Source organism: Pararcticibacter amylolyticus (genome assembly GCF_003130405.1).
GTDB classification, from domain to species: Bacteria; Bacteroidota; Bacteroidia; order Sphingobacteriales; family Sphingobacteriaceae; genus Arcticibacter; species Arcticibacter amylolyticus.
In genome coordinates, this window is sequence record NZ_QEAS01000007.1 from 217,191 (window position 1) to 231,081 (window position 13,891).

At 45.0% G+C, this 13,891-nt stretch carries 11 protein-coding genes and 1 riboswitch; of the genes, 3 read left to right on the top strand and 8 right to left on the bottom strand.

What is annotated here, in order from left to right:
- Positions 1–49 precede the first annotated feature (49 nt).
- The 6 genes from DDR33_RS10285 to DDR33_RS10310 all read right to left on the bottom strand — a co-directional run bounded on the left by DDR33_RS10285 (position 50) and on the right by DDR33_RS10310 (position 6,174).
- Positions 50–892 (bottom strand): energy transducer TonB, encoded by an 843-nt coding sequence (locus DDR33_RS10285; RefSeq protein WP_109415691.1) that lies wholly within the window; start codon positions 890–892, stop codon positions 50–52.
- A 305-nt stretch (positions 893–1,197) separates the two neighbouring features.
- The gene (nrdF, locus tag DDR33_RS10290; protein WP_202913710.1) at positions 1,198–2,181 is read right to left on the bottom strand and encodes a class 1b ribonucleoside-diphosphate reductase subunit beta; all 984 of its coding nucleotides are present in this window, start codon (positions 2,179–2,181) and stop codon (positions 1,198–1,200) included.
- Between the two features lie 11 nt (positions 2,182–2,192).
- Positions 2,193–4,283 carry a class 1b ribonucleoside-diphosphate reductase subunit alpha gene (gene nrdE, locus DDR33_RS10295; RefSeq protein ID WP_109415692.1) on the bottom strand — a complete coding sequence of 697 codons (2,091 nt, stop codon included), beginning with the start codon at positions 4,281–4,283 and terminating at the stop codon, positions 2,193–2,195.
- Positions 4,280–4,648 carry a class Ib ribonucleoside-diphosphate reductase assembly flavoprotein NrdI gene (nrdI, locus tag DDR33_RS10300; RefSeq protein ID WP_109415693.1) on the bottom strand — a complete coding sequence of 123 codons (369 nt, stop codon included), beginning with the start codon at positions 4,646–4,648 and terminating at the stop codon, positions 4,280–4,282. The genes nrdE and nrdI overlap by 4 nt, the downstream gene beginning before the upstream one ends.
- A gap of 4 nt (positions 4,649–4,652) precedes the next feature.
- Entirely contained in the window at positions 4,653–4,889 is a 237-nt protein-coding gene (locus tag DDR33_RS10305; RefSeq protein ID WP_109415694.1) for a thioredoxin domain-containing protein, read from the bottom strand.
- Positions 4,890–5,021: 132 nt separating this feature from the next.
- A riboswitch (cobalamin riboswitch) is annotated at positions 5,022–5,215 on the bottom strand.
- A 233-nt stretch (positions 5,216–5,448) separates the two neighbouring features.
- Positions 5,449–6,174 carry a hypothetical protein gene (locus DDR33_RS10310; RefSeq protein WP_109415695.1) on the bottom strand — a complete coding sequence of 242 codons (726 nt, stop codon included), beginning with the start codon at positions 6,172–6,174 and terminating at the stop codon, positions 5,449–5,451.
- 579 nt (positions 6,175–6,753) lie between these two features.
- Here DDR33_RS10310 and DDR33_RS10315 point away from each other — a divergent pair.
- Positions 6,754–7,131 carry an RNA recognition motif domain-containing protein gene (locus tag DDR33_RS10315; protein ID WP_109415696.1) on the top strand — a complete coding sequence of 126 codons (378 nt, stop codon included), beginning with the start codon at positions 6,754–6,756 and terminating at the stop codon, positions 7,129–7,131.
- A gap of 632 nt (positions 7,132–7,763) precedes the next feature.
- Here the strand turns inward: DDR33_RS10315 and DDR33_RS10325 are convergent.
- Positions 7,764–9,755, bottom strand: coding sequence for a sialate O-acetylesterase (locus tag DDR33_RS10325; protein ID WP_109415698.1), 1,992 nt, complete (start codon positions 9,753–9,755; stop codon positions 7,764–7,766).
- 201 nt (positions 9,756–9,956) lie between these two features.
- Here DDR33_RS10325 and DDR33_RS10330 point away from each other — a divergent pair, with 201 nt between their 5' ends.
- Together DDR33_RS10330 and DDR33_RS10335 are read left to right on the top strand one after the other, a co-directional pair.
- A complete protein-coding gene (locus tag DDR33_RS10330; RefSeq protein ID WP_109415699.1) occupies positions 9,957–10,169 on the top strand; it encodes a hypothetical protein in 213 nt (70 codons plus the stop codon).
- Between the two features lie 73 nt (positions 10,170–10,242).
- Positions 10,243–11,547, top strand: coding sequence for an acetylxylan esterase (locus DDR33_RS10335; protein WP_109415700.1), 1,305 nt, complete (start codon positions 10,243–10,245; stop codon positions 11,545–11,547).
- 41 nt (positions 11,548–11,588) lie between these two features.
- Here the strand turns inward: DDR33_RS10335 and DDR33_RS10340 are convergent.
- A partial coding sequence (locus DDR33_RS10340) for a TonB-dependent receptor (RefSeq protein WP_238387752.1) occupies positions 11,589–13,891 on the bottom strand: 2,303 nt, incomplete at its 5' end.

Below are 13,891 nucleotides of genomic sequence, written 5' to 3' on the forward strand. Positions count from 1 at the left end.
TTTATTGGCAGCCGGAGTATATTTGCTTGATATTATTCGGCTTAGGTTGTTATTCTCCGAGGGAGAACACAATAGGCAAAGTATACTGAACTCTTACCTTTTGTTTGTTTTGGATGCCGGGAGTCCAGGCAGGTGATTTTTTCAGCACCCTGACAGCCTCTTCGTCGCATCCGAACCCGATACCTTTCAATACCTTTATATCTGTAAGTGATCCGTCTTTTTCAACAATAAAGCTGAGATAAACACGACCTGATATGTTACTTTCGGCTGCACTTGCAGGATACCTGAGATTTTTCCGGAGATATTTTGCGAAACCTTCCATGCCACCCTGGAATTCAGGAAATTTTTCTACAGTTACAAATACCTCCACATCATTGCCTGAATTGTCGCTTCCGTTTACTGAATTGCCATTTCCCCCTGTGCCGTCTGTCTGCACTGGACTTATACTGGAGGCGACTTCTATTCCTTCTTGGGTATGTGTTGCAATCGTGGTCGCTTGAAGCGCCCTGATCTCCGGCATTTCTTCAGTTACCTGGCTGGCGACGACTACCCGGGGCGGGACAAAACGGGTAGTTTTGATCTTTACAGGTTCAGTCTTTGGAGCTGCTTCTGCGGGCTCCACCTGCTTAATCCGGCTCAAGTCAACCACTGTCTCCTTCATTGGCGGCAGAACTGGAAAATCGGACATCGCTGCCGGTTTTTCTTTCAGGTGATACAACAGCATGGGTAGACAAATGACGGAGGTGAATAGAAAAGAGGCCGCAATTAACGCCTTATTGAGCGTATGAGAATAATTCTTTCTCAACTCATAAGCACCATACTCGTGGTTCCGGTTAGCGAATACAAGTTCGAGCCACTCGCTCCTGTAAACATCAAATTTATCTGTAAACATGGTCTGAAGATTTGGTTTCTATATACTGGATGCTGAAGGGGGGGGCGATTCCATAAATCAGACAGAATTTAATGAAGTGATTTTTCAGAACTGAAATTTATTCCAATCATATACTGCGAGCTGATTACTGGCAGAAGCTGTGAATAAGATAAAGGCATATAATTCAGTCAGGACTTTGCTCTGAAAGAGGCAGAAGAAAAGTATGTAAAAAGCAGGCTGAACTTGTGTATTTAAACGGGCCCGGTTGGAAAAGGCGCCGGAGAAGATATTGAAGTCCCCTGCGCTATATGGGCAGGGGACTTCAATCAGATTCCTGTATTAAGATCAAAAACGAAATCCTCATCTCTCAGATGAACGATCTCTGTGGCCTTCTCATAGTTGGTGGATTTCTTTGAGAAGAAATCATGCTGAGTAGTTTCAACATTCAGACCGTTCAATACAATTGAATTGATGTCCTTCACTTCAAAGACTTCCGAAAATCCTAGATTCATCATAGCTTTATTTGCATTGTACCGCACATAATCCTTTACCTCAGCCGAAAGGCCGACATCGGTATAGACCTCATCTGTATATTTCAGTTCGTTCTCATAAAGGTCGTTCAGCAGGGCATCGAGCTTTTGTTTTACGGCTTCCTGGTGGTTTAGTTTGCGGTAAACATCCTGGGCCAGCAATCCCACGAAAACACCGTGGATTGACTCATCTGCTATGATCTTTTTAATGATGTCGGCACTTGCAACCATTTGTCCCTGGCCAGCCAGCCACAGTGGCATAAAGAAGCCGCTATAGAACAAAAAGGATTCGAGAAGCACTGAAGCGGCCAGGGCCATGAACAGGTCCTCATCTGTCGCTTGTTCCTGGTCGAGCGCCCGGTAATAGTTGTCAATTGTAGCGGCCTTAAACTGAAGGCGCTTGTTATTGTGCACCCATTCAAAAAGTTCATTGATTTCCGGTGTACTTACTACGGTCGTGAAGATGGTCGAGTATGATTTTGCGTGAATGGCTTCCATCATACACATGAACGAAAGAACCGACTTGTTCTGGAGTGACTGGATCCTGTCAATAATCTTCGGCATGCCTGTATGGCTTTGCAGCGTGTCCAGCAACGTAAGCCCGCCCAGGGCCTTTTTATAAGCCTCCTGAATGCCCGGCTCCAGGCTCTTCCAGCTATCTATGTCCTTTGAGGGGATGTACTCGGTATCTATCCAAAACTGACGCAGGTTTTGCTCCCAAAACATTCCTGCATAGTCATTGTCAGGGGTATTCCAGTTAACTGCTGAATATTGTTTCATTATCAATCAATTTAAACGGCACAGGAAACGCACTCGTCAATGGAGGCTTTTCTCGTGCGGGTATAGTACAGGGATTTGAGTCCCATCTTGTGTGCATAGATATAATAAACAGAAAGATCACGGGTGGTATCACGGCTGTTTGTATGAAGAATAGTTGATATTCCCTGATCAACATGCCGCTGAATGACCGATATCAGCCTCAATATCTTCTTCTGGTCCATGTCATAAGCCGATTTATAAAAGAAGTAGTTATCGTTAGTGAGGTAGGGCATTGGGTAATAAGTCGTACTGTCGCCATACTCACGCACTTCAATTACATCGACAACAGGCATAACCGAGGCTGTTGAATTCATGATGTATGACGTAGACTGGTTAGGGGCTATCGCCATACGATACGCATGATAAATGCCATGCTCTGCTACCTGCTGCTTCAGTTGCGCCCATGCTTCCTTTCCAGGGATTTCAATTCCTTCGAAAAGCTGCTTTACTGTTTCGCTTTGCGGATAAATATCCTCCCGGATATATTTCTCAAAATACTCTCCGCTTGCATAAGCCGAGTGTTCAAATCCTTTAAAGGTAGTCTTCCGGTCGCGCGCGATCTCCATGGACCGTTCAAGGGAGTAAAAATTAACCATCATGAAGAACACGTTACAGAAATCAAGAGCTTCCTCACTTTCATACATCATGAAATTTTTAGCCAGAAAACCGTGCAGGTTCATAGCGCCCAGACCAACACTGTGCAGTTCCTCGTTGGCTTTCCGGATAGACGGTACCATGCTGATATTGGTATTGTCTGACACAACGGTGAGGGTGGTCATCGCCGTTTTTACCGCTTCTTTGATGCGCTTGTTTTCCATCACTGTAACGATGTTGAGAGACCCAAGGTTACATGAGATCCCGTAACGGATGGTATCTTCCTGTCCGTAGCTGCCGATATCAGAAACATCTGAGACCTGCATGATCTCCGTACAAAGATTAGAGAACTTAACGTTTCCGATCCCATTAAGCGCATGCTGCCGGTTCGCGTTGTTCTTAAAGAAGAGATAGGGGTAGCCGCTTTCCTTCTGTGTCTGGGCTATCTTCACCAAAAGATGGCGGGCATTTACTTTTTTCTTACGTATTTTCGGGTTCGTAATCAATTCTTCATACATCCCGTCCATGTCGAGCTCGTCGAGGTACTGACCGTATTCAAGTTTGACGGTATGCGGATAAAAAAGATAGCATGGTTCATCCTTTTCGGCAAGCTCCATGAATTTGTCAGGAATAACCACCCCTATGGAAAGAGTCTTGATGCGGACCTTTTCATCGACATTGATCTTTTTACAATCCAGGAATTCCTCAATATCAGAATGAAATACATTCAGGTAAACGGCGCCGGCTCCTGGCCTCTGGCCAAGTTGGTTGGCGTAAGAAAAGGTATCTTCCATGATCTTCATCACCGGCAATACACCGCTTGCCAGGTTCTCAACACCTTTAATCGATTCACCGCGGCCTCTTACCTTCGACATGTTGAATGAAACGCCCCCCCCGATCGAAGAGAGCTTCATGGCTGAGTCTATCGCGTAACCTATACCATTCAGATTATCTCCAACTTCATCCAAAAAGCACGATACCAGTTCGCCCGATCGCTTCTTGCCCGCATTCAGAAATGTAGGCGTAGCGGGCTGGTATTCCTGGTTGATCAGCATTTCGGCGTTTTCGAGCGCTTGGTTTACGTCTCCGCGGGCCAGAAACAAAGCAATGACGGCCAGGCGGTCTTCATATCTTTCCAGGAATTTCTCCCCCGAGTCGTCACGAAGGGCATAGCTCTGGAAAAACTTAAAGGCACTCATGAAAGACGGAAACCTGAACTTACGCGAGTACACCAGGTCATACACCGCTTTCATCTGGTCGAAGGTGTACCACTCGTAGAAATTGATATAATAATGGTTTTCTATCAGGTAATCGATCTTTTCTTTCAGGGTATAGAAGAATACCGTGTTCTTATTAACGTAGTCCAGAAAATAAGAACGTACAGCTTCCTTGTCTTTGTCCAGACTAAACCCGTCGTCCTGCTTCATCATGATCTCATTGTTCAGCAGGATCCACTTTTTTGCAATCATATAATAAACTGCTCTATTTCTTGAATAAATGTATTAACGTCTTTATTTGTACCTGACAGTTCGAATTTTAAAGCTACAGGCACCCCCAGTTGCACGGAAATTTTGTCGGCTGCGAGAGCGAAATTTCGTCCCCAGTTACGGTTGCCGCTTGATGAGACACTTTTTATATACGATGCATTTCCCTCAACAAATGCAATCGTACTCTCTGGAACCTCCCCAAAACGGGTAGTGAAGGTAATGAGGTGTCCTGGTTGCCTGATATGTAAACCGGGAGATATTTTCTCCAGTTTCCATTCCCGGAGTTCCCGGAGCTTCTCCACAAAGCGTTGTACGTTGCCAGTTTTAGTATCGTAATATATCCACATAGGCTCAGGAAGCAAGTGCTCTAAGTAGTTCTTCGGGCTTAAATCCAATGACGCGTTCAATTTCCTGTGTATCGTTCAGGACAATGACGGTGGGCACACTGCGGACACGGTATTTCATTGCAAGGTCGGGCCGGTCGAAAGGATTTACCTTCTCGTAGTTTACGCCATGTTTCTCCAAAAACTCAGAAACCATGTTGCATGGGGCACAATCGTTTTTCTCGAATTTTATTACTGTTTTCATATGAGTTTATTAATGTATGTTACAATCGCTATAAGAAGACTAATAAAATGTTATAGTCTTTGCAGCAATAATGGAAGAGAAATCAAAAAAGAATGGATCGCATGCTCTTTTTGAATCACCTTTCACCCGAAAGCTACAAACTCACTTCCGGCAGGTATTCTGACTCGCTCCGGTTTGAACCGCCTTCCCATTTCCTGCAGGAAACAGTGGCATGGATGGTCAAACTTTTCAGGAGCTTACAGCTACGGGGATAGTCCCGGATTCACACCGGATTCCCTTTTAATCTCTCCCTTTCAGGAGGCAGAACCGAAAGCAGTGACAATAGTACAGCATAAATGGATAAAAGTTAAGGAGAGGTTTTCCACATCCTTTTATTTGAGGGGTGTAAGGAGAAAGGGGAGATGTCAGCACACCGTCAATTGGTACTTAAAATCACGACGAAATCTTAAATGGTGCCTTCTCTTATGGAAAGAAGATGTCGTACGGCAGATGTTTATAACTTTTTTAATGTAAAAAGCCCGGTGTGCAGACACCAGGCTTTAGATTTGCTGTGGCGGTACTATTTAGCTTTTCCGCTATGCTTTACCAGTATGTTTACCTTGTTGTTAACGTGAATCGTATCGCCGGATACGGTCACCTTATCTCCCGCCTTATAAGCTACGTATTGTTTCTCCATCCGTATGATACTCATCGTGATCAGGTATTCATTCCCATCTTCGCTTTTTAATGTCGCCATATAGCCATCCTTTCCCTGCATGATGGTTCCGATCGTACCAGTGGCTGTCACATTTGCTTCATGGTGAGCATCGTCGCTGCACTCAACCTTCGGGATTTTTATCCAGTCAGCCGATGCAGTATTTGTTTGCTCTCTCCCTGTCTTCTCATTAAACATGAAAGGGCGTTGCTGGATTTCGTCTTTTCCAAACTGAAATTCCACTTTCATGGTATCTGTTGTGCCTTCCTGGTTGAATTTCCAGACTGCAGAAATAGAATTACCCATCAGTTCACCTTCAATTTCTCCGGTCCTCGCATCCTTTTCATAGATGGCATTCCTCATTTTGCCACTCACTTTATTCCCTTCAATTTTTAGGGAGATGGATAGGGTGTCTTTGTTCTGCAGGCCGCTGACCTTCCTGAAGCAAATATTTTCCTCCGAAGGGGATTCATTTTGTATGCCCGAAACCGAATCGCTGTCGCTTCCGGACGATGTTGTCTGTGACTGCTGGCAGGCGATCAGGCAGGCTGTGCTCAATACAGCAAGATAGCTTTTAGCTGTTTTTATCATTGTTCTTTGATTTGGATGTTTAACCAAAGTGTTTAATGATTGTTTTGTTTTACGGGAGATGGTATCACGCAAATCAGCATGGTCAGCGGTTTTCGATTTAAAGATGATTGCCGTCTTCCGGTGATGCCGGCCATTAGTTTATTGCATCCCGGAAGGAGCCATATGTAAAATTCTTAAGAAGATCAGAGTGACCCCAGCCTGGCTTCTTCCTGGTATGCGGCTTTGGACCAGCAGATAGCCCGGATGAGCCTAAAGAATTCTAAAATTAAGAATCAAGCTGTATAGATTTTTGCGCGCTTCTAGTGGTTTTAGTGAAAATATCCGGGAAGAATATCATGAAAGTAAATAATTGAAATTTATATTTGCACAGTATTAATTTTATAGACTTATATTTGTGTTTAATCACTAGATTAGGGTGAAATTATTAATCATAACTAACGAAAAGCGCTTCACGGCAAGAGGCCTTTGATTTTGAAATCTGTTTACTTTTTTAATCATTTTTGTCAAATATCAGCAAGTAGTTACGATTCAGTATGGAATTAGAAAACATTTATAACTTAGGCAAAAAAACCAGTATCAATGACTAAACTTTTTGTAGGTGGTATTCCCCGCGACATGGACGAGGAAGAACTTAAAGACATCTTTTCGGAATTTGGAAACGTTATTGCAACAAACATTATCCGCGATAAGCGGACAGGGGTGAGCAGGCGTTATGGTTTTGTGGAAATGGAGACGGAAGACTCTGCCAGGAAGGCGATTGGTTTACTTCATGGCGGAAGTATTGACGATCAGGAAGTGAGCGTAAAACCGTTAGTCCCTGATCTGAAAACCAAACAGGTAGTAATTGGAAAGAGAAAGATCGGTATCGTTAAAAAGAATAAAAAGGTACCAGGTTTTAAAAGGACAGAGAACCGTACAACGAAAAGACCACGTATAAATAAGGGCCCCAGATATTAATTCGGGGATATTCCTGGAGCAATTGTTTTCCACAGAGAGCATAATTGCATTATAATGTCTGCGTTTCTACTGGAGGTTTCTCTTAAACCGCTCGAAAATCTACACGAAGTTGGCTGAAAGAAAATTCAAGGTGAAACCTGGGATTACTCCGGATGTCCATCACTTTCGGGATATTATTACTTCTTAAGCGTGTAACGCTGTATTCTTTAGTATTGCCGGTTGTTTTGCCGGTTTCTCCTGCTCAGGCCGTGTGGGCTTATTTTTCCATTGTCTCTTTTTTAATGAGGGAAAGAGACAATGGAAGTCTGGGCATCAGTACGTTGAAATCACTGCAAACAACTTACCGGAGTAATGCGGAGAGGTTCCACATATTTGACCAATTCGTGTGGACTCACAGTGGAGTGAAGGCCGATTGTCTGCAGAGACAGGCGCAGACGCAGAAGAACAGAATGCGGAGTGAGGCAGGCCGCCGCCGGATGCTTCGGTTTATCTTTATAAGAAAAGAGAGAGAGTAATGCGAATTGTAGGGGTAAGCCAAAGTAAGAGTATTAGGTTGTATTTGGGATAAAAGAGGGAAGATTTTATTTCCCTCTCTTAGTGGAAACCTACCCCGAACGGGAGGGCTTTTGATGCTATTTTTTACCGTAGGTTATTCCCTGCCAATCGTCAGTCCTGAAAGGGGGAGCTGGCAGTCCTGCTGCATTGCAGAGGTTGGCCTGAGGATTGTTGCCCCATGCATATCTTACAGCTACCGGATCGGTCACCTGCGGACTGCTTACCACTACTTCATTTCCTGATATAGCGGCTGTTGCCCAATAGAATTTGTGGTCGGAGCCTGCAATGGCAAAGCCCTTCAGCGTATCACTGCCTTTTGCCCGGAGCCCTTTATCGGTATGTGAAAAGGATAACCGGATCTTATTTCCTTCTGTCTTGTGCGATTTGTAGACAGGCCCGGACCAGGCAACATTTTCTCCATACAAATTAGCGAGTGCAATAAGTGCCAGCCTTCTTCCTACTTCCTGCTTGTTTTTGGGATGAATATCGTTTTCGTCACCGATATCAATTGCTGTTGCCATGCCTGTATTCGGAAGGGAAAGTGTCATTTTCTGTGCTTCCCTGAGTTCTGCCCATGCTGATTCAGCGGGTTGCTGGTCTGGTTTCATAAAGTTCGCAAGTTGCACGAAATAGAAGGGAAAGTTTCCTCTGCCCCAGTTTTTACGCCAGTCGCTTATCATCAGCGGGAATAATTCACGGTACTGATATGCCCGGTCTGCATTGCTTTCCCCCTGATACCAGATAGCTCCTTTAATAGCATAAGGGATTAAAGGGTAGATCATAGCATTATAGAGCACGGTAGGGCGATTGGGGCCGGTAACTCTCTGAACAGGCATTGCCGGTAGTTGCTCCTTCGTTAAGGCCACTTTGTAGGCCCATGGGCCCGCCAGTTCCAGCTTTTCACCTGTGTTACTCTGCAGGAACATTTTTTGAGGCTCTCCATAAATGCCGCCTCCGCCTGAACCGTCAAGTACCCGGACTGCAATAATGTTTTCTCCGGTTTTCACCAGGTTTCCGGGAATGGTATAAGTTCTTTTTCTCTCCCAGCCATCGGTCATCCCCACGACAGTTCCATTGAACCAGGTAACATCCATATCGTCTATAGGTCCCAGATTCAGGGTGAGCGATTTTCCTTTCCACGTTTCAGGAAGCATGATTTTCTTTCTGAACCAGACCATTCCGTCAAAGTCGGGCAACCCGGCCTGCTCCCAGAGAGTGGGGAGGGACATCGTTTGCCAGGAAGACACATCCACAGCTTGGGAAGCCCACGAAGTAGTTTTCAACCCGGGATCCTTTTCGTCGAGCGTGCGGTTTCGGGCAGCAATTTCCTGGTTATATTTTTCTGTTTCCTTCTTCTCAAAATCCTTGTCGTTTTCCATTCTCTCAACTTCTCCCAGGAACTCAGGCATCTTTTTGAGGGCGGCGCCACTTGTCCAGGCTTCAGCTATTGTTCCTCCCCAGGAAGTATGGATGACCCCAACGGGAATGTGTTTCGCTTCAAACAGGTTTTTAGCGAAGAAATATGCCACAGAAGAGAAGCCTGAAATAGTGGAGGGGGTACATTCCTGCCAGCCATCTCCATCGGCCTTTATTTCTGAGAGGGGAGTGGTGCTGGTGTTTTTTTGAATTTGAAGTAAATGTATCTCAGGATATGAGGCAGCAGCGATCTCTTCCTTATAATTATTGATTTTGCCCCAGCCGGCGAGGGGCATTTCCATGTTCGACTGGCCCGAACAAATCCACACTTCTCCAATGAGAATATTGTTCAGTTTAAGAACCTCTCCATCGTCAAAGGTCATGGAATAGGGACCGCCATAAGAGGGAGTGGAGACAGTTGTCTTCCACTTTCCATCAGGGCCAGGCTTTACCGTGTATACTTTGTTGTTCCAGGAAGTGGTGATCCTGATATCCTTTCCGCTGGATGTTGATCCCCAGACAGGCACATTGTCTTTTTGCTGCAATACCATATTATTGGTGAAAAGCACGGATAAGGTGATTTTTGCCTGTACCGGTACCGGCAGCAACTGCAGAATATATGTAAAGACGATTAATTGGATAATTTTATACATGACCTTCAGGTTAATTGAATGTTTATGACGGTAAACAAACTTAGTGTTTTTTTGAGTATGGAGAAATACTTTGAGGAGAAACGTTGGTAAAATTCATCAGGACGATGTTTAGCAGGAATTGTTTTTGGCATTATCATTGCTTTTATGATTATAAGCCTGAGTATTAAGATTTACTGGCGGGTGGATTAAAACAGGATTACTATGGAAGCATTAAAACATTTAAAGAGACTGGGTGACGAAGCGATAAAGATGGAGTCATTATATCTGGAACTTAAAATTGAAAAGGCACTTGCCGGTGATGATTTTTCAGGAGAACATTTACTAACAGAAGCAGAATCTCTTTGGAAAGATATCAGGGAAGAGTATTACGGCTTTCTCGATTATCTTCAGAGTGAAACCGGTCTGGCGGCCTGACAGGTCTCTTTACGGCTGGAAAAACGGTATTGATTTAGTATTATTTATTATAATTGCGGCTTAATCATTATAAATGAAAGGCCGCTTTTTTATTTCTTTACTCCTTCTGATCTTTTCAGGACGGGTATCTGCTCAGAACGCCGCTGCGCCAGTCGGACTTGTTGATTTTGTTCTCAGCCCCGACAGTGAAAACTGGTTGTATCCACTGAACCAGAATGCTTCTGTGAGTATTTTAGTATTGAAATATGGTTTGCCGCTTAAGGGAGCCGTTATTGATTATGAATATGGTCCGGAGATGTTTCCGGTAGACAAGAAAGGAAGTTTAACTTTAAAACAGGGAACTGCAAAAATAGATATCGGAAGTTGCAGTAAACCGGGCTTCAGGCAATTATCGGTGAAGACGGTTTATGACGGGAAGGTTTACAGAGGGGCTATCAAGTTGGGGTGGGAGCCGGAGAAGATACAACCGACCGTGTCCATGCCTGCGGATTTTATGCGGTTCTGGAATAAGGAAACTGAGGGATGCCGGAAAGTTCCGCTGGATCCGGAGCTTACTTTTCTCAAGGAATATTCAACTCCGGATGTGGATGTATATCTTGTGAAGATCCACATCAGTCAGGGCGGTAAAGCGGTTTATGGATACTTGTGCAAACCTAAGGGGGCCGGTAAATACCCGGTTTTGTTCTCTCCTCCCGGAGCAGGAATTAAAGGAATTGCGCCTTCCGTGTTTTATGCGAAGCAGGGATTTATAAGTTTTACTACCGAGATCCATGGTATATCTCCTCTGCTGGATGCTGCCACATATAAAGAGATCAGCAATGCATTTGGTGACTATTGGTATCATCATATCAGTAACCGGGATGAATATTATTATAAAGACGTTTATCTGGGTTGTGTACGTTCGGTTGATTTCCTGTGTAGTTTGCCGGAGTTCGACGGGAAGAATGTGGTTGTTACCGGCGGCAGCCAGGGCGGTGCACTTTCGATTGTTACGGCAGCACTAAACAAGCGTGTTACATGTCTGGCTGCTTTTTATCCTGCACTTTGTGATCTGACCGGTTATCTTCATGGCAGGGCAGGTGGCTGGCCGCATATTTTCAGCCCCAAAAATTCTCCGGTCACTGACAGACCGGAGAACATAAAATGCCTGGCGTACTATGATGTGGTCAACTTTGCAAAGAACATATCTGTTCCGGGTTTTTATTCCTGGGGGTATAACGATAATACCTGTCCCCCCACTTCCATATATGCTGCCGTTAATTCCATCCCTGTTGCCAAAACTGTTGTCATTACTCCAATAACCGGGCACTGGCGGTTTGAAGAGACGAATCAGCAGTCGGTCGACTGGATCCGAAGTCAGCTGAAGAAGCTCGAGTAACGGGAGCTGCGGAAACCGGCAGAGCGGAGATGATTCAACTGCTACATTAGTCCGAATTTGATACCAGCAAACATGGTGAACGGTCTTGCCGGGCCATAGATATAGTTACTGTCCCTGTTTTTGCCTGTATCGAAGTCTTTTTGATACTGGTTGAAAATATTCTGGGCACCGGCATAAAGCTGGAGGTCCTGTGCAATCTTTTTCAGTGTAAACCGGTAGGATATTTTGAGGTTTGTTTCATTGAAGGTTGGCGAAGTGATAAGAACGTCGGTGTCGTTTTCAGGGGCTCCTGCAAAATGAGGCACTTTCATCGGGCCTGTCACCACGCCTGAAATACTGGCGTTGCAACGGCTTTGCGGGAGGATGGTCAAGGTGTAGAAGCCGTAGATATCGGGTGCGCGAAGGTATCTCCTGATTCCGGGAAGTTCCGTGGACCAGCTTACCGGTTTTTGATATTCTGATTTTTGAAAGGTGATACCTGATTCGATCTGAAACTTTTGGCTGTAATTAATACGGCCTTCGATAGTGGTTCCTTTTACATCTGAATTACCGCCATTCTTTCTTAGAAGCTGCTGGTTGCCTCCCTGGTCGGCACCGGTTTCCTCCAGTATGAATGCGTTATAGAGCCTGGTGAAAAATGCGTCGACGGTAAATCCGTAAATCAGTTTTTCGCTGGCTTTGTTGTAGTCGATGGATGCATTAAAGCTGTCGGATGTTTCTTCTTTCAGACCGGGATCTATACGGATCAGAGAAACTCCTCCTCCGGCAAATGCAATATGCATGTCGGTTTCAAAGGCCTGCGGCGCTTTAAATCCGCGGGCGTAAGAGGTCCGGATCTGTACATTTTGTCCCGCTTTGTAAAGGACGCTCAGCCGGGGAGTTAAGATCAAAGGATCAACCTTGTTGGACTTGTTTACCCTCAGGCCAGACAGCACCGAGAAGTTTCTGCTAATGTCCCAGTCGCTTTGAATGAACAGCCCGGTGAGGTTTATCGTTTGATCGATCAGGTAATCGTATAGCTTAATTTCGTCGAACGTATATTCCCTCTGTACTTCAAGTCCGGTAGTGATGGTGTTTTTTCCACCCAGGAAATCCCTGAAGAGATGATTGTATTGAAAACCTCCCTGGAGGGAATGATTTTTTGTATGTCCCCATGCATCACTATGGTCGATTCCGGTGTAATGGGTTCGTTTGGTGTTTTGCCCGGAAAAATAAATGCTGAAGCTATTGATGCCGTCTTTAGCTTCATGCTGATAGTTGAGCCCCCCCAGGAGGATGTTATGCAGGCGGTATTCCGACTGGTCAGCTTTATCGGCCTGCTCATCTATCTTGTTTCCCCCCCGTCGTTCTTCGTAAATGCTCCATCCGTTGAAGTCGAGGCGGCTCCGGGGGCTGAATTTGAGGAATGAATTTATGCCAAATGAATTGTTGGTGAGTTTTGAGATCTCGGAGTAGCCATCGCCGTTAGCATCATAAGCCTCTCTGTCGCGGTGTGAAGCGAAAAAAGATGCTCCGGATGTCTTTTCATCATTAATAACGCTCGCGTTGGCGTTGTAAAAGTTGTCAACTGCCTTTCCTTTTATTGAAGAAAGGTTAGATGAGAGGGTAAATGTGCTTGTTTGGGGTTCTTTCGTGAGAATGTTTACCGTACCTGCTATAGCTGAAGACCCGTAAAGTACTGAACCTCCGCCGCGAACTATTTCAATCTTGTCTATCATGTTGGAAGGGATCTGGTCAAGTCCGTACAGGCTCATCAGAGAGGTAAAAACGGGGCGGCTGTTGATGAGTACCTGTGAATAAGATCCTCCAAGGCCGTTCATCCGCAGTTGGGTATAGTTGCAGGTTTGGCAGTCTGTTTCCATGCGCAGTCCTGGCTGAAAGCATAATCCTTCAGAAACGGTGTTGGATTGAGTGATGTTAAATGTTTTGCTGTCGAGGATATTTACGGCGACCGGGCTCTCCAGTCGTCTTCTGCTGGTACGGGTGCCTGTAATGACCACATCATTGAGTGAGGAAAAAAACGGTTTCAGCTGAGCATTGATAACGGACGTTTCGCCGCTGGATATGGCGATTGGGATTCTTAGCGTTTCGTACCCCACGGATGAGATCACAAGTGTTTGCCTGCCAGCTGCAATGCCGTCCAGTTTAAAATTGCCGTTTTCGTCCGTTAAAGTTCCTTTTGAAGAAGCGGGGAGCTTTACAGAAGCGAATGCTGCAGAACTGTCTGGCAGGGATATCCTGCCCCTGATGGTACCCGTCTGTCCAAAACATAGTGTTGTGAGTAATATCAAAATTAAAAGCGTGGATAGTTGTTTCATGTTTGATTTTAAGTTGTCTGGCAGAC

Excerpts from the sequence above, each read along its gene's own strand:
- nrdE (WP_109415692.1), bottom strand. The coding sequence starts at position 4,283 with ATGATTGCAAAAAAGTGGATCCTGCTGAACAATGAGATCATGATGAAG.
- DDR33_RS10325 (WP_109415698.1), bottom strand. The coding sequence starts at position 9,755 with ATGTATAAAATTATCCAATTAATCGTCTTTACATATATTCTGCAGTTG.
- DDR33_RS10305 (WP_109415694.1), bottom strand. The coding sequence starts at position 4,889 with ATGAAAACAGTAATAAAATTCGAGAAAAACGATTGTGCCCCATGCAAC.
- DDR33_RS10330 (WP_109415699.1), top strand. The coding sequence starts at position 9,957 with ATGGAAGCATTAAAACATTTAAAGAGACTGGGTGACGAAGCGATAAAG.
- nrdI (WP_109415693.1), bottom strand. The coding sequence starts at position 4,648 with ATGTGGATATATTACGATACTAAAACTGGCAACGTACAACGCTTTGTG.
- DDR33_RS10315 (WP_109415696.1), top strand. The coding sequence starts at position 6,754 with ATGACTAAACTTTTTGTAGGTGGTATTCCCCGCGACATGGACGAGGAA.
- DDR33_RS10310 (WP_109415695.1), bottom strand. The coding sequence starts at position 6,174 with ATGATAAAAACAGCTAAAAGCTATCTTGCTGTATTGAGCACAGCCTGC.
- DDR33_RS10335 (WP_109415700.1), top strand. The coding sequence starts at position 10,243 with ATGAAAGGCCGCTTTTTTATTTCTTTACTCCTTCTGATCTTTTCAGGA.
- nrdF (WP_202913710.1), bottom strand. The coding sequence starts at position 2,181 with ATGAAACAATATTCAGCAGTTAACTGGAATACCCCTGACAATGACTAT.
- DDR33_RS10285 (WP_109415691.1), bottom strand. The coding sequence starts at position 892 with ATGTTTACAGATAAATTTGATGTTTACAGGAGCGAGTGGCTCGAACTT.